This window comes from Kitasatospora sp. NPDC097605, from assembly GCF_040302725.1.
Taxonomy (GTDB): domain Bacteria; phylum Actinomycetota; class Actinomycetes; order Streptomycetales; family Streptomycetaceae; genus Kitasatospora.
This window is the reverse complement of sequence record NZ_JBEOSF010000020.1, coordinates 49,730-63,835: the sequence shown is the minus strand read 5'-3', so window position 1 is coordinate 63,835 and position 14,106 is coordinate 49,730. Positions and strand designations below refer to the sequence as shown.

Below are 14,106 nucleotides of genomic sequence, written 5' to 3'. Positions count from 1 at the left end.
CCGCCGCACTTCGCCGGCCGGCGCGCTCAGGCCGGCTCGACGCTGAGCTGGAAGCCGAGTTCGGCGAATCCGAGCGCGGCCGCCACCCTCCGCGACGCCGGGACCCTGGCCCGCCATTGCGGCAGCAGGCCCTGCGCGAGCGCGTGCCGCACGGCGGCGGAGCCGGCCGCCCGCGCGAGGCCCCGGCCCCGCAGGCCGGGCGCGGTCAGTACGGCCAGGTGCGCCGTGCGGGCCGGCCAGCGGCGGTAGCCGGCCGCGGCGGCGACCCGGCCGTCCACCCGGACGGCGAACGCGGGCGAGGTGATCTCGTCGAGGCCCGCCTCGTCGGCGTCCGCCGCGCCGGCGGCCCGTTCGAGACCGGCCAGCTCCGGATGCCCGGCCGGCAGTTGCTCCACGCCTGCGGCGGCGAGCGGACGGAAGCCGGCGTCCGCGACGTAGGCGAGCGCGGCCGGCCCGAGCAGCCGGCCGGTCGGTAACGCCTTCGCGAGCGCCCCGGGGTCGGTCAGCGCGCTGGCCGGCACCCCGGCCAGGGCCTCGCGAACCCGGTCGGCGGCGTCCCCGGTCGGCGCGGTCACGACCGCCGCCCCGCCGAGGACCACGACGCCCACCCAGCCGGGCGGGCCGAACCTCGACCCGGGCGCGGCCACCACGTCGACCTCGTCCTCCGCGCCGAACACGACCGGCGCCGACGCCAGTTCCCGCCACAGCCCCCGGGCCCTCACCAGTAACGGATCCTTCTCCACGGCCCGATCCTGCCAGGCGGCCCGTCCGGGGTGTGGGGCGGGCGCGGTGGGGCAGCCGCTCGGCATGCTGCTGATCAGACCGCCCGGGGTCTACCGGCCCCAGGGCGACACCGAACTCCTGGTCTCCTGCCTGCGCCGCGAGCGCCTCGACGGGGCCAGCCGGGTGCTGGACCTCGGGACCGGGACGGGGGTGGTCGCGCTCGCGGCCGCGCGGACCGGGGCGCGGGTGACGGCGGTGGACCTCTCGGCCCGCGCCGTGCTCGCGGCCTGGGTGAACACCCGGCTGCGCCGCAGCCGCGTCGAGCTGTGCCGCGGCGATCTGACCGACCCCGTCCACGGGCGGCGCTTCGACCTGGTCGCCGCCAACCCGCCCTACGTGCCGGTCGAGGAGCCCGGCCGCCCGACGGGCCCGGCACTCGCCTGGGACGCCGGGCCGGACGGGCGCCTGGTCCTCGACCGGATCTGCCGCGAGGTGCCACGACTGCTCACCACCGGCGGCGTGCTGCTGCTGGTGCAGTCCTCGCTGGCGGACGTGCCGCGGACGCTGGCCGCGCTGCGCGGCGCGGGGCTGCGGGCGACCGTGGCGGCCCGGCGCCGGCAGGCGTTCGGACCGGTGATGACGGAGCGGGCCGGGCTGTTCGAACGGCTGGGCCTGATCGCGGTGGGGGTGCGCGAGGAGGAGTTGGTGGTGGTGCGCGGTGTCCGGTGACGGTGGCGGTGAGCCGAGGACCCGACCCGTCGGGCTCGGCGCGCCCGGAGGCGAGCCGAGGAGCGGCGGTCGTCCGCCGGTGCGGGTGACGGTCCTGGCCGAGGGGCCGATCCTGGTGGAGGGCCCGGTCGAGGTGATCGGCCCGGACGGCGTGGTCCGGCTCTGCGAGCGCCCGGTGGTCGCGCTCTGCGCCTGCCGGCGCAGCCGGCACCGCCCGTTCTGCGACACCAGTCACCGCCGGCACCGGGCGGTGCCTCGACCCGGGTGATGGCGCCGATGACGCAGGCGCGGCTTCGCCTCAGCCGGGGCCGTCGGGCAGGGGTGAGCGCAGCGAGCTGCGGCCGGCCCGCCAGTGGTCCAGCAGGTGGGCGGCGAACCGGTCGTCGACGGCCTCCGCCGCCGCCAGGCCGAAGGCGATGTCCTCGGCCGACTCGGGATCGGTAGCCGTCAGTTCGTCGATCACCCCGCGTCGGACCAGTTGCTCGTGCACCGCGTCGGCCTCGACGTGCTCGCGGTAGAACAGGGTGCCGTCCGGCCCTGCCCCCAGACGCTCCAGGGCGGCGGCCAGCCGAGCCGCGCCCGGCGAGGAGGTGATCTCGATGGCGGCGAACTGGCCGACGGCCGCGCCGCGCAGCTCCCGGTGCAGCCCGAACAGCGTCATCAGGTTGACCACCGCCAGCGCCGGCGCGGGCACCGCGTCGAGGTAGTGGCCGTAGGCCGGCTCCAGGCCGAGATCGGCCATCATCCGGGCGAACAGCAGCGCGTGGGCGTTCTCCGGCCGCCCGGCGCCGTACTCGTCGAAGGTGACGGTCATCAGCACCGCCTGGGCCGGGCCGTGGATCCTGGGCAGCAGCCACAGCTGCGGGTCGGCCTCCTTGAGGTGGTAGACCGAGCGGTGCACCAGGTACTCGCGGGCCTGCCAGCGCTCGCCCTCCGCCTCCAGGTACGCGGACGGGCCACCGTCGCCGGCGGCGGTCAGCAGGCGCTCGACGGCCTCGGCGAGCGGCCGCACGGGCCGGGCCGCCTCCCGGACGGCGGCGAGGAACGGGCGTTCCAGGGTGCGCCGGAGCGCGAGCAGCCCGGGGTCCCACTCCCAGCCGGGGTGGACGCCGGGCAGGCCGCGGTCGTGCAGTTCGTAGCAGAGGTGCAGCGCGAGCTGGTGGTCCTCACCCCAGGGGTCACCGCGCCGGACCGCGTCCGCCCACCCGCCGTCGTCCGGCCCGGCCGTCGCATCGCCGGGCGGTCCTGCGGTCACCAGGGCGAGGACGGCCGCGGAGAGCGGCCCCCGGGGTGCCGGTGCCCGCCGGGCCGCCGCCGGCCCGGGGGCGCCGTCGATGGGGCGGGCCTCTTCTGTCCGTGGGTCCATACCGTCCGCCTCCTCCGCGTCCGGGGTCGGGCTCCGGCCGGGCGGCTTCCCCGGAACGGGCCCGCCGAACCCGCGGGCGGCGGGTTCGGCGGCCACCGCAGGGTCATCGCGGCGCGGGCCTCACTGCGCGGGCCTCACTGCGCGGGCGGCTCCGGGACGCGGAGGGCGAGCAGGAGGCCGTGGTCGACCGGGGAGGCGCCGGCGGTCAGGTGGGCGGCGAGGCGGTCGAGGTGGGCGGGGAGGGCCGTGTGCGGGGCGAGCGCGGGAGTGGCGGCCAGCAGGCGGCTCGCGCGGCTGGCCGTGGGGGTGCGTTCCGGAGGGCCGAGGGTGGCGAGCAGGAGGACGTCACCGGGCCGGAGGCCCAGATCGGACTCGTCGTAGCGGGCGCCGGGGCGGGCGCCGAGGGCAGGGCCGACCGGACCGGGGACGAAGTCGGCCGTGCCGGCCCGCAGCAGGAGCGGGGGCAGTTCGTCGGCGGCGCTCCACAGCAGGCCGGGGACGCGCGGGTCGTAGAGGGCGCAGACGGCGCCGACCGTCCGGTGGCCGTTGTGCTCGCAGAGCATGGCGTTGAGCACGTCGAGCAGCTCGGCCGGGCCGGCCCCGGTGTGGGCGAGGGCGCGCAGGCCGTTGCGGACCTCGCCCGCCCGGACGGCGGCGGCCGGACCGCGCCGGCCGACGCCGCCGACCGTGAGCAGGTACCGGCCGCCGGGCAGCCGCAGGAGGTCGCAGAGGTCGCCGGCCGACCGGGGGTTCTCGGCGCCCCGCAGGGGGCGCACGGCGCTCTCCGGCCCACCGGCCGCGGGCTCGGCGGCGGCCGAGGCCGCCGTCAGCGCGGTCCGCAGGGCCCGGGCGGCCCGGTGCTCGGCGGCGGCCCGGCGGCGCTGCTCGGCGAGCCGGGAGCGGACCGCCGTCAGCTGCTCCTCGGCGTGGTGGCGCCCGGTGACGTCCTCGACGATCCCGTGCACGGTGCGGGCCGTGCCGCTCGCCGGGTCGGCGAGCGACTCGGCGACGACCCGCAGGATCCGCGGGGCGCCGCCGTGCGCGCCGGCCACGCCGAACTCCAGGGTGGTCAGGTGCTGGCCGGCCAGCAGCCGGCGGACGAGCATGCCGGCGGCGGGCCGGTCCTCGGGGCACACCCGGTGCAGCAGGCCGGCGAGCGGGACCACGGCCGGCTGTCCGCCGCCCAGGCCGAGCAGCCGCAGCGCCTCCCGTGAGCAGTCCGGCCCGGGGTCGCCGGTCGACCAGCGGAAGCTGCCGACGCCGGCGAGCCGCTGGGCCTCGGCCAGGTGGGCGGCCCGTTCGACCGGGCCGCTGCGGGGGCGCCAGGTGAGCAGCAGGCCGTCCAGGAAGGGCGTCGCCCGGATCGTCACGACGCGCTCCGGGCCGCCGGTGCCGGGGTTGAAGCCCTCGGCCGGGCCCTCGTAGGGGACGGCGTCCAGGGCGGCCCGCAGGATCCGGGCGAACGCCCCGGTGGCCACCAGTCCCGGGTGCAGTTCGCTGAGGCGCCGGCCCTGGGCGGCCGGGCCGGCGCCGCCCGCGGCCCGGTTGGCGTAGGCGACGCGCAGGTCGGTGACCGGACCGCCGCGCCCGCCGGGCCGCACCGCGGCGAGCGCCAGCACCGGGGAGAAGGTGGCGTCCAGGACGCCGCGCAGCCACTCCTCGCCGCCGGCCACGGCGAGCGCCGGCTCGCCGCCGTCGTCGGCGGCCACCCGCAGCAGGTGCCGGCCGACGGGGCCGGCCAGCGCGTTGACGTACCGGGTGGCGGCGCGGGCCCGTTCGGCCGGGCCGGCCCAGCCGAGGCTCATCGCGCCGATGATCCGCCCGCCGTGGTGCAGCGGGACGGCGCAGGCGCTGCGGCCGGGGACGATCCGGCCGGTGACCGGCTGCCCGGCGTCCGTCTCCGGCGGGTCGAACTCCCAGACCATGCCGCCGCCGTGCGCGGCGGAGACCAGCGGCACGCCGGTCTCCGGCGGGATGCGGCGCCACTGGCTGAGCCGCTGGGCGGGCACGCCGTGGCCGGCCACCAGGGCGAGGGCGCCGTCGGGCTCCAGCAGGCCGAGCACGACGGCGATCACGCCGACGGGGGCGAGGGCCACCTCGTGCAGCGAGCGGGCGAGGTCCTCCGGGGTGTCGGTGCTCGCCAGTGCCGAGGAGGCGAGGTGGAAGAGCGCCGCGAGGTCGGGAGCCGGGGCCGGGCCGGGCGTTCCCGGCGGATGCGGCCGGGGCCGGGGAGGCTGCGGCTCGTCGTGGAAGGCACTGGTCGGCTCCTCGCCCTCCGGCAGCGGCGGGCCGGCCGGAGCGTCCCGGGCGTGCTCGGTCTCCCCTGCTTCCCCGGCTTCCCCGGCTTCTCCGGCGTCCCCGGGCGGCGGTGCGGCGACGCCCACCAGGCCCGCGGCGAGGTCCGCCACCTTGCGGTTGGTGTCCTGGGAGAGGCGCGCCAGGTACTCGAAGGCCTCGTCAGGGGTGCAGCCGAGCCGTTCGGTGAGCATCCCCTTGGCCTGCTCGATGACGCCCCGGCTGCGCATCGCCCGGCGCAGCCCCTCGGCCTCGCCGCGCAGCCGGTCCACGGCCTCGCGCAGCACGGCGGCCTCCTCGGCGCCCGACGGCGCCCCGGGGCCGGGCGGGTCCGGGCGCGGCGGGTCGTGCCCCGCGGCGGAGGGCGGACCGGGCATGGTCACTCCTGCCAGCGCAGCACGGCGCCGAGGCCGCCGGCCGGGCCGGGCACGGCCGCGGGCACGGCCAGGGCCTCGGCCCCGGCGGCGACGGCGCAGCGCAGCAGCGCGTCGCCGGCGGGGGCCTGCCACGGACGGGGGACGCCCATGGCGCGCACGTCGCTGCGGCGGACGCCGACCTGGTCGGGTTCGGGGCCGGCCCACACCGGCCGGTCCTGGTCGTGGCCGCCCTCCTGGACGAGCAGGGTGGCGAGCCGGTGGCGCCGGGCGGCGTCGACGACGGCGGGCACGCCCTGGGCGGCGGCGCCGGGCGCGGTCTCGACGCCCCCGGCCGTCCCGGCGTGCTCGCCCGGCCGGCCGACGCCGGTGCGGAAGGCGTCCAGCGCGCTGTCCAGGAGGCGTTCCCGGTGGGCGTCCCAGGCTTCGGCGAGCCGGCGGTCGAAGGCCGCCCGGGAGGTGCCGCCGGCCCGTCCGCCGCCGTCGACCTCCACGGTGTCGCCCCGCAGCTGCTGCGGCAGCCGCCGGTGGACGGCGCGGCGCTCGCGGGCGTCGCCGGTGAGGACGAGCAGCCGCGCGCCGCTCTCCGGCCAGATCCGGGCGAGGTGGTCGGCGATGATGCCGGCGGTGCGCTCCCAGGCGTCCTCGCGGCGGTGCCGGTAGTGCCATTCGTAGCGGTCGGCGGGCGGGGCGCGGTGGCCGCGGCCCTGCCACTGGGGGGTGTCGACGGTGCCGACCGGCGCGGTGCGGCCGAGTTCGCGCAGGTCGAGGTCGGCACCGGTGCGGTCGACGGTGACGATCAGGCAGGCGGCCGCGGTGTCGCCGAGCAGGCCGAGCAGCGGCGCGGTGTGCGGCAGGGGCGCCCAGGCGGCGTCGACGCCGGTCGGCGCGGCGGCGAGCGGGACGTCCAGCGCGACCGTGCCGCCGGCCGCGAAGACGGCCCGGCCGGGCGGCGCGCCGGAGGCCGGCTCAGCGGCCAGGTGGTCGCGGACGGCGGCGCGGGTGGGTTCGTCGGCACCGAGTCCGGCCAGCCGGCGGACGGCGGCGCGGTCGGCGAGGGCGCGGCGCTGGGCGGCGTCCTCGGTGCTCCGCGAGGTGTCGAGGTAGACGGACGCCCAGGGGCCGGGCGGGTCGAGGAGCGGTGCGAGGAAGGCGAGCTGCATGACGGTCTCCCCGGTTGGGCGGGTTCCACCGCGCGCCTACCCCGTGCCCTCGGCCGGACACCCGGCAGGCACGCGCGACCGCCGGACGGGCGGCCCCGTCCGTGCCTCCAGTATCGCTGTCCGGCCCCGCCCGGTCGAGCGAACGGCCACCGGTCAGACGGCGCGGCCGAGGGCCCGGACCGGGTAGCGGGCCCGCCCGGGCGCCACGGCCGGCGCCCGGCCGGCGGCGGCCGGTCCGGTGCTGGACCGGCCGCCTGCCGCGCGCCGGTGGACGGCCGGTTCGCCTCAGTCCTCACCGAGGACGGCGTAGCACTCGGCATCGCCCGGCACCCCGTCCTCGTCGGCCGGGCCGGCCGGTGCGGTCGGACGCCCCGGCGGCTACCCGATCGGGCGGCGTTCACGCCGGATCCGGCGGACCGGGGACGGCGGGAGGACCGGGTCCCCGGCGGCTCAGACCGTCGGCACCGGCGGCCGGGCGAGCAGGCTGGTGTCCAGGCCGGCCAGCAGCTCGGCGGTGTCGGCGTGGACCTCGGCGGCGCCGGCGCCGAGGAGGTCCTGGGCGGAGTGCCCGCCACTCTCGACGGCCACGCAGGGCACCCCGGCCCGGCCCGCCGCGGTGACGTCCCAGAGGGTGTCGCCGACGAACACCGCCAGCTCGGGGGTGCCCTCGACCCGGTCGAGGGCGGCCCGGACGAGGTCCGGCTCGGGTTTGGTGGCGGCGACGTCGTCGGCGGTGGTGACCGCGGCGATCACCTCGTCGGCGTCCAGCGCGGCGCGCAGCGCGGTCAGTTCGCGCGCGGAGGCGGAACTGGCGAGCACCACCCGCCAGCCCCGGCGGGCGCAGGAGCGCAGCAGTTCGGCGGCGTCCGGCAGCGGCCGCACCACGGGCCAGTACCGGGCGTAGAGGGCGTCGTGGGCGGCCGTGACGGCCTGGTCGTCGGCACGGTCGCGGTCCTCCCCGAGCAGGTGGTCGAGCAGCCGGTCGGCGCCCATGCCGACGGCGCGGTGCACCCGGGCGGCGGGGACGGCGCGGTCGTACTGTCGCAGCGCCTCCCACCAGGCGAGGGTGTGCAGGTAGGTGGTGTCGAGCAGCGTTCCGTCGACGTCGAAGAGCGCCGCCGCCTTCTTGGCCGTCTGGTTCATGGGTTCGCTCGCGGACTGTTCGTTCGAATCGTTCGGGGATGACTGGAAGCCGTCGCCGGCTCGGGCACACGTGTGCCGCGGCCGGATCGCCTCCCGTGGGACACCGGTGAACCGGTTTCAGCGTAGGGGCCGTCGGCCGTGCCCGCGCGTCGGTCACCGGGCGTCACGGCGGCGCGTTCTCGTGGACGGGGAACGCGTCGGTGACGCCGGTGAGTTCGAGCACGCGGCGGACCAGCGGCCGGGGGCGGGCGAGTTCGATCCGGCTGCCGAAGCCGGCCGCGCGGCCGGCGGCCTCCAGCAGCGCGCTGACGCCGGTGGAGTCGCAGAACGCCAGGTCGCCGCAGTCGATCACGACGACCGTGCCGGGGAGGGCGAGCGCGCGGTCGAGGGCCTGGCGCAGCACGGCGACGGAGTCCAGGTCGAGTTCCCCGTGCAGGGCGAGCACGGTGCCGTGGGCCCACGGCCGGGCGCGCACGGTCAGACCGAGGGGTGGTTCCGGCGCGGTCGCGGTGGTGTCGGCGGTTCGGGGCTGACGGCGGGTCATGGCGGGTGCTCCTCCTGGGTGCGCGGTGCCGGGTGGCGGCACCTGGGCTCACGCGGTCCGGTAGGGGGCCGCGCGGGCGGGGGCGAGGCGCAGCCCGTGCCCGGGCGCGCCGTCGGCGCCGGGGGTGACGGTGCCGCCGGCGGGGTCGAGGGCGCCGTCGAAGAGCAGCCGTTCGACGGCGACGTGGTCGTGGAACCATTCCAGGTGGCGGCAGTTGGGGACGGCGGCGGCCACGTGGGCGTGCAGGTGCGGGGCGCAGTGGGCGGACACGTCCAGGCCGTGCGCCTCGGCGAGGGCGGCGGCGCGCAGCCAGCCGGTGAGGCCGCCGCAGCGGGTGGCGTCGGCCTGGAGGCAGTCGACGGCGGGGACCATCCGGGCGAAGTAGGCGGGGTCGTACCCGTACTCCCCCGCCGTGACGTCGGGCCGCACCGCGTCGCGGACCAGCCGCAGGCCGGTGAGGTCGTCGGAGGAGACGGGTTCCTCGAACCAGGTGACGCCCTGGTCGGCGAGGGCGTCGCCGATCCGGACGGCCTGTTTGCGCCGGTAGCCGCCGTTGGCGTCGGTGTACAGCTCGGTGCGGTCGCCGACGGCGGCACGGGCGGCGCGCACCCGGGCGAGGTCGCGGCGTTCGCGGGTGCCCCGGGACTCGCCGATCTTGATCTTGACGCGGGGGATGCCCTGGTCCTCGGTCCAGCCGCGCAGTTGGCGGGTCATCCGCTTGTCGGAGTAGGTGGTGAAGCCGCCGCTGCCGTACACCGGGACGGGCCGGGCGGCGCCGCCGAGCAGCCGGGCGAGCGGCAGGTCGAGCAGATGGCCGCGCAGGTCCCACAGGGCGAGGTCGACGGCGGAGACGGCGCCGGCGACCAGGCCGGGGCGGCCGGTGTTGCGCACGGCGCGGTTCATCGCCTCGTGGGCGCCGGCGGTGTCGTGGGCGTCCCGGCCGGTGACCAGGTCGGCGAGTTCCTCGCGGACGACGGCGCCGGCGGCCGGGGCGCCGTAGGTCCAGCCGGTGCCGGTGTGCCGGCCGCTGACCGCCTCGACCAGGACCAGGGTGGTGCGGTCCCAGGCGAGGGTGCCGTCGGCCTCCGGGGCGTCGGTGGGGACGGTGTAGACGCGGACGCCGATCCGCTCGACGGTGCTCATGACGGGGCCCGCAGTCCGGATCGGGCGCCGGCGGCGAGCAGCCCGGCGGCGCGGTCGACCAGCGCCATGATGGTGAGCGCGGGGTTGGCGCTGCCCTGGGTGGGCAGCACGCTGCCGTCGGTGATCAGCAGGTTGGGCACGGCGAAGGAGCGCAGCCGGTGGTCGACGACGCCCTCGCGCGGGTCGCCCGCCATCCGGCAGCCGCCGACCAGGTGGGCGTAGCGGTCGATGGTGATGACCTCGCTCGCCCCGGCGGCGCGCAGGACCGACTCCATCACCTCGCGGGCGGCGCGGATCAGCAGCCGGTCGTTCTCGCCCTGGGAGAAGGCGAACTCGGCGACGGGCAGGCCGCGCCGGTCGGTCTCGGCGGCGAGGGTGACGCGGTTGTCCGGCCGGGGCAGGAGTTCGGCCATCGCGCCGAGGGTGGCCCAGTGCACCGAGTCGGCGAGGTAGTCCCGCAGGTCGGCGCCCCAGTGGCCCTGGGCGACGACGTGCTCGGCCCAGGTGACGGGCAGCGGCGAGATGTTCTGGATGGTGAAGCCGCGCCGGTAGGGCTTGGCGGGGTCGGTCTCGTAGTACTGCTCGGTGGAGACCTCGGGCGGCGGGGCCTTGTAGGCGCGGACCTCCTCCTCGAAGCGGCCGGAGGTCTGCGGCGCGCCCTGGACCATCACGTAGCGGCCGACCTGGTCGTGGTCGTTGCACAGGCCCTCGGGGAAGCGCCGGCAGGCGGAGTTGAGCAGCAGGCGCGGGGTCTCGATGGCGTAGCCGGCCACGGCGACGGTACGGGCCCGCTGGAGGTGTTCGCGGCCGTGGTGGAAGTAGCGCACGCCGCGGGCGAGCCCGTCGGGGCCGAGGTCGATGCCGGAGGCCATCGCGTCGGCGCGGATCTCGGCGCCGTGGGCGAGGGCGTCGGGGACGTGGGTGATCAGCGGCGAGGCCTTGGCGTTGACCTTGCAGCCCTGGAGGCAGAAGCCGCGGTAGACGCAGTGCGGGCGGCGCCCGAAGCGGCCGTTGGTGATGGCGACCGGGCCGATCCGGGCCTCGATGCCGAGGGCCGCGGCGCCGCGCAGGAAGATCTCGCCGTTGCCGCCGAGCTGGTGCGGGGGGTGCGGATAGGGGTGCGGCTCGCCCCAGGGCCAGTACTGGCCGGCGACCGGGAGCTCGTACTCCAGGCGCCGGTAGGAGGCGCGCAGGTCGGCGTAGTCGATCGGCCAGTCGGCGCCGACGCCGTCCAGGGTGCGGGTGCGGAAGTCGGACGGGTGGAAGCGCGGCGTGTAGCCGGCGAAGTGGATCATCGAACCGCCCACGCCGCGCCCGGAGTTGTTGGAGCCGAGCGGGACGGGGTCGGTGCCGGAGATCAGCCGGGGCTCGGTCCAGTACAGGTGGTGGGAGCCGGCCTCGTCGCTGACCCAGTCGGCGAGCGGGTCCCAGAACGGGCCGGCCTCCAGGACGACGACCGACCAGCCGTGCCGGGCCATCCGCTGGGCGAGGGTGGCGCCGCCCGCGCCGCAGCCGACGATCACCAGGTCGACCTCCTCGGAGTCCGGGAAGCGCCGCATGTCCCGGACCAGGGCGTGGTCGAAGCCGTGGCCGTCGGGGGGCAGCAGCCAGGGCGACTCGTTGATCGCCCGGGTCTCCCGTTCGGCGCGGGCGTTGGCCCGCAGGGTCTCGGCGGCGGCCCGCAGCCGGGAGTGCCGGCCGGGGTCGGTGGCGGGCGGGACGGGTGCGGGCGGCGCGTGGTCGGGCGGCCGGGGCGGGCGCGGGTCGGCGTCGGCGACCTCCCAGGGCTCGCGCCGTCCGACGCCCAGGCGCAGGTAGCCGCGCGGGTGGGCGGGGCCGCCGAAGCCGATCTCGTTCCAGGCGGCGGGGTGGGAGTAGTAGGCGGTGCAGGCGTAGCGGGTCCACAGGCTCCAGACGTGCTCGGCCGGCAGGCCGTGCCACCGTTCACCGCGCATCTCCTGGATCCGGCCGACCAGGGCCCGTTGCCGGACGTCGGTGAGCGCGGCGAACGGCCCTTCGGCGTCGGCGTCCAGGTTGTGCAGGGAGCGGCGCCAGGCCTCGTCGTCGGGCGGCATGTCGGCGTAGTGCCAGCCGTCGGTCTGCTGTTCGGCGAGCCGGGCGTCGATCATCGGCAGCACGGGGACGGCCGGGTGGTCGAGCAGCTGGTCGAGCAGCGCCCGGGCGGTGGCCTCCTCCGCGGGGGTGTGGAAGCGCAGCGGCGGCTGCGGGCCGCCGGTGCGGGCGAGTACGACCGCGGCCGTCACGCCGTCCCAGTGGCGGGCCTGGCCGAGCACGTCGTAGCCGGGGAAGCGGCTCCCCCGGGCGGGCGCGGGGCCTTCAGGCATCCCGGGACTCCCTCCTCAGCAGGGCGGCCAGCAGCCCCATCCCGCCGACCAGGCTCATCAGCAGCGGTGCGAACAGCGGCGGGCCCATCTCCACGTTGTAGCGGGCCATCGCCCAGCCGCCCGGCTTCTCGGCGATCCCGCGCACGTGCAGCCAGGTGCCCTGGAGGCCGTTGAGCACGATGCTCGCGGAGGCGAGCGGCAGCAGGGTGCGGGCGGCGCGCGGGCTGGCCGCGCCGGCGACGCCGGCCACCGCGCCGACCGGTCCGAGCCAGACCGGCCACCACATCACCCGGTTGCCGAAGCCGGCCCGGTCGTGCTCCAGGTAGATCTCGGCGGCGGTGATCACCGAGCCGCCGGCGGTGGCGAGCGCCAGCGAGCGCTGGAAGCGGCCGGTGCGGATGTTGCGCAGCGCGAGTCCGGCGAGGTCACCGGTGCCCATGGCGGCCTCCGAAGGACGGCAGGAGCTCCTGCAGCTTGGCCCGCAAGCCCTGGCGGACCACCGCCACCCGGTCGGCGTCACCGTGCAGCACCGACTCGGCGGCGGCCTGGATCTGGTCCCAGGTGGCGTGCGGCGGGATCGGCGGCACGGCCGGGTCGGTGCGCAGGTCCAGCACGTACGGGCGGTCGGCGGCGAGCGCGGCCTGCCAGCCGCCCTCCACCTCGCCCGGTTCCATGACGCGCTGGGCGCCGAGGCCGAGGGTGCGGGCGAACGCGGCGTAGTCGACGTCGGGCAGCTGCTGCGAGGGCAGGAAGCTCGGCGCGCCCTGCATCGCCCGCATCTCCCAGGTGACCTGGTTGAGGTCGCGGTTGTTGAGGACGGCGACCACCAGGCGCGGGTCCTGCCACTGCCGGCAGTACTTGGCGACGGTGATCAGCTCGGCCATGCCGTTCATCTGCATGGCGCCGTCGCCGACCACCGCGATCGCCGGCCGGTCCGGGTGGGCGAACTTGGCGCCGATCGCATAGGGCACGCCCGGGCCCATGGTGGCCAGGGTGCCGGAGAGCGTGCCGCGCATCCGGCTGTGGAAGCGCAGGTGGCGGGCGTACCAGTTGGCGGCGGAGCCGGAGTCGGCGGTCACCATGGCGTCCTCGGGCAGCAGCGCGTCGAGGGCGTGCACGGCGTACTCGGGGTTGATCGGGTCCGCCGCCACGCCGGCCCGCCGCTCCATCACCTCCCACCAGCGCTCGGTGTTGTCGCAGACGGTGCGCTGCCAGCCGCGGTCCTCCTTGCGGACGAGCAGCGGCAGCAGCGCGTCGAGGGTGCGGGCCGCGTCGCCGACCAGGTTGACCTCGTACGGGTAGCGCAGGCCGACCATGAACGGGTCGAGGTCGATCTGCACGCCCCGGGCCTTGCCGAACTCGGGCAGGAACTGGGTGTACGGGAAGCTGGAGCCGACGGTGAGCAGGGTGTCGCAGTCGCGCATCAGCTCGTAGGAGGGACGGGTGCCGAGCAGGCCGATCGACCCCGTGACATAGGGCAGGGTGTCGGGCAGCGCGTCCTTGCCCAGCAGCGCCTTGGCGACGCCGGCGCCGAGCAGTTCGGCGACCTGTTCGACCTGCGCGCGGGCCCCGCGGGCGCCCTGGCCGACCAGCATCGCCACCTTGCGCCCGGCGTTCAGCACCTCGGCGGCGCGGTGCAGCTCGTCCTCCTCGGGGACGACGGACCAGCGCGGGCTGCCGAGGCTGGAGGGCACCATCTTGAAGGCGTGCTGCGGCTCGTGGTAGTCGAGCTCCTGGACGTCGGCCGGGACGATCACCGCGGTGACGGTGCGCCGGGCGGCGGCGGTGCGCATCGCCCGGTCCAGCACATTGGGCAGCTGCTCGGGGACGGTCACCATCTGGCAGTACTCGGCGGCGACGTCCTTGAAGAGCGCGAGCAGGTCCACCTCCTGCTGATAGGAGCCGCCCATCGCGCTGCGGTCGGTCTGGCCGACCAGGGCGACCACCGGGACGTGGTCGAGCTTGGCGTCGTAGAGACCGTTGAGCAGGTGGATCGCGCCGGGCCCCGAGGTGGCGGCGCACACCGCGGTGCGCCCGGAGAACTTGGCATAGCCGACGGCCTCGAAGGCCGCCATCTCCTCGTGCCGCGCCTGGACGAAGGCGGGGCGGTTGTCGGCCCGGCCCCAGGCCGCGAGCAGGCCGTTGATGCCGTCGCCCGGATAGCCGAAGACGTACTCGACGTCCCAGCTGCGCAGTCGTTCCAGGATGTGGTCGGAAACCTTCGGTGACACGGCGATTCTCCTCCTTCGTGCCGACGGCCCCCCGCAGCGCGGCTAACCGC

Annotated in this window: 12 protein-coding genes; 2 read left to right on the top strand and 10 right to left on the bottom strand. The window is 77.5% G+C overall.

The window, feature by feature from the left end; genetic code table 11:
* Positions 1-26: 26 nt before the first annotated feature.
* Positions 27-743 carry a GNAT family N-acetyltransferase gene (locus tag ABTX81_RS22875; RefSeq protein WP_350548590.1) on the bottom strand — a complete coding sequence of 239 codons (717 nt, stop codon included), beginning with the start codon at positions 741-743 and terminating at the stop codon, positions 27-29.
* A 64-nt stretch (positions 744-807) separates the two neighbouring features.
* On the opposite strand from ABTX81_RS22875, the gene ABTX81_RS22870 reads away from it, so the two are divergent.
* Both ABTX81_RS22870 and ABTX81_RS22865 read left to right on the top strand, forming a co-directional pair.
* Positions 808-1,452 (top strand): HemK2/MTQ2 family protein methyltransferase, encoded by a 645-nt coding sequence (locus ABTX81_RS22870; RefSeq protein ID WP_350548588.1) that lies wholly within the window; start codon positions 808-810, stop codon positions 1,450-1,452.
* Between the two features lie 79 nt (positions 1,453-1,531).
* Positions 1,532-1,720: a CDGSH iron-sulfur domain-containing protein gene (locus ABTX81_RS22865; RefSeq protein WP_350548586.1), complete on the top strand. Its 189-nt coding sequence runs from the start codon at positions 1,532-1,534 to the stop codon at positions 1,718-1,720.
* A 30-nt stretch (positions 1,721-1,750) separates the two neighbouring features.
* On the opposite strand, the gene ABTX81_RS22860 is transcribed toward ABTX81_RS22865, so the two are convergent.
* The 9 genes from ABTX81_RS22860 to ABTX81_RS22820 all read right to left on the bottom strand — a co-directional run bounded on the left by ABTX81_RS22860 (position 1,751) and on the right by ABTX81_RS22820 (position 14,056).
* Complete coding sequence (locus ABTX81_RS22860; protein ID WP_350548584.1) at positions 1,751-2,818, bottom strand: iron-containing redox enzyme family protein; 1,068 nt, start codon at positions 2,816-2,818, stop codon at positions 1,751-1,753.
* Positions 2,819-2,952: 134 nt separating this feature from the next.
* Positions 2,953-5,490: a SpoIIE family protein phosphatase gene (locus ABTX81_RS22855; protein ID WP_350548582.1), complete on the bottom strand. Its 2,538-nt coding sequence runs from the start codon at positions 5,488-5,490 to the stop codon at positions 2,953-2,955.
* A gap of 2 nt (positions 5,491-5,492) precedes the next feature.
* Positions 5,493-6,650, bottom strand: a complete 1,158-nt coding sequence (locus ABTX81_RS22850) for a baeRF2 domain-containing protein (RefSeq protein WP_350548580.1) — start codon at positions 6,648-6,650, stop codon at positions 5,493-5,495.
* A 450-nt stretch (positions 6,651-7,100) separates the two neighbouring features.
* Positions 7,101-7,793 (bottom strand): HAD family hydrolase, encoded by a 693-nt coding sequence (locus tag ABTX81_RS22845; protein ID WP_350548578.1) that lies wholly within the window; start codon positions 7,791-7,793, stop codon positions 7,101-7,103.
* Between the two features lie 163 nt (positions 7,794-7,956).
* Positions 7,957-8,337 carry an STAS domain-containing protein gene (locus ABTX81_RS22840; protein ID WP_350548576.1) on the bottom strand — a complete coding sequence of 127 codons (381 nt, stop codon included), beginning with the start codon at positions 8,335-8,337 and terminating at the stop codon, positions 7,957-7,959.
* Between the two features lie 48 nt (positions 8,338-8,385).
* The gene (locus ABTX81_RS22835) at positions 8,386-9,480 is read right to left on the bottom strand and encodes an enolase C-terminal domain-like protein (protein ID WP_350548575.1); all 1,095 of its coding nucleotides are present in this window, start codon (positions 9,478-9,480) and stop codon (positions 8,386-8,388) included.
* Positions 9,477-11,825 carry a GMC family oxidoreductase gene (locus ABTX81_RS22830; RefSeq protein WP_350548573.1) on the bottom strand — a complete coding sequence of 783 codons (2,349 nt, stop codon included), beginning with the start codon at positions 11,823-11,825 and terminating at the stop codon, positions 9,477-9,479. The genes ABTX81_RS22835 and ABTX81_RS22830 overlap by 4 nt, the downstream gene beginning before the upstream one ends.
* Positions 11,818-12,264: a hypothetical protein gene (locus tag ABTX81_RS22825; RefSeq protein WP_350548571.1), complete on the bottom strand. Its 447-nt coding sequence runs from the start codon at positions 12,262-12,264 to the stop codon at positions 11,818-11,820. The genes ABTX81_RS22830 and ABTX81_RS22825 overlap by 8 nt, the downstream gene beginning before the upstream one ends.
* Positions 12,251-14,056, bottom strand: coding sequence for a thiamine pyrophosphate-requiring protein (locus tag ABTX81_RS22820; protein WP_350548569.1), 1,806 nt, complete (start codon positions 14,054-14,056; stop codon positions 12,251-12,253). The genes ABTX81_RS22825 and ABTX81_RS22820 overlap by 14 nt, the downstream gene beginning before the upstream one ends.
* Between the last annotated feature and the right edge of the window lie 50 nt (positions 14,057-14,106).

Excerpts from the sequence above, each read along its gene's own strand:
- ABTX81_RS22870 (WP_350548588.1), top strand. The coding sequence starts at position 808 with ATGCTGCTGATCAGACCGCCCGGGGTCTACCGGCCCCAGGGCGACACC.
- ABTX81_RS22860 (WP_350548584.1), bottom strand. The coding sequence starts at position 2,818 with ATGGACCCACGGACAGAAGAGGCCCGCCCCATCGACGGCGCCCCCGGG.
- ABTX81_RS22855 (WP_350548582.1), bottom strand. The coding sequence starts at position 5,490 with ATGCCCGGTCCGCCCTCCGCCGCGGGGCACGACCCGCCGCGCCCGGAC.
- ABTX81_RS22850 (WP_350548580.1), bottom strand. The coding sequence starts at position 6,650 with ATGCAGCTCGCCTTCCTCGCACCGCTCCTCGACCCGCCCGGCCCCTGG.
- ABTX81_RS22845 (WP_350548578.1), bottom strand. The coding sequence starts at position 7,793 with ATGAACCAGACGGCCAAGAAGGCGGCGGCGCTCTTCGACGTCGACGGA.
- ABTX81_RS22840 (WP_350548576.1), bottom strand. The coding sequence starts at position 8,337 with ATGACCCGCCGTCAGCCCCGAACCGCCGACACCACCGCGACCGCGCCG.
- ABTX81_RS22835 (WP_350548575.1), bottom strand. The coding sequence starts at position 9,480 with ATGAGCACCGTCGAGCGGATCGGCGTCCGCGTCTACACCGTCCCCACC.
- ABTX81_RS22830 (WP_350548573.1), bottom strand. The coding sequence starts at position 11,825 with ATGCCTGAAGGCCCCGCGCCCGCCCGGGGGAGCCGCTTCCCCGGCTAC.
- ABTX81_RS22825 (WP_350548571.1), bottom strand. The coding sequence starts at position 12,264 with ATGGGCACCGGTGACCTCGCCGGACTCGCGCTGCGCAACATCCGCACC.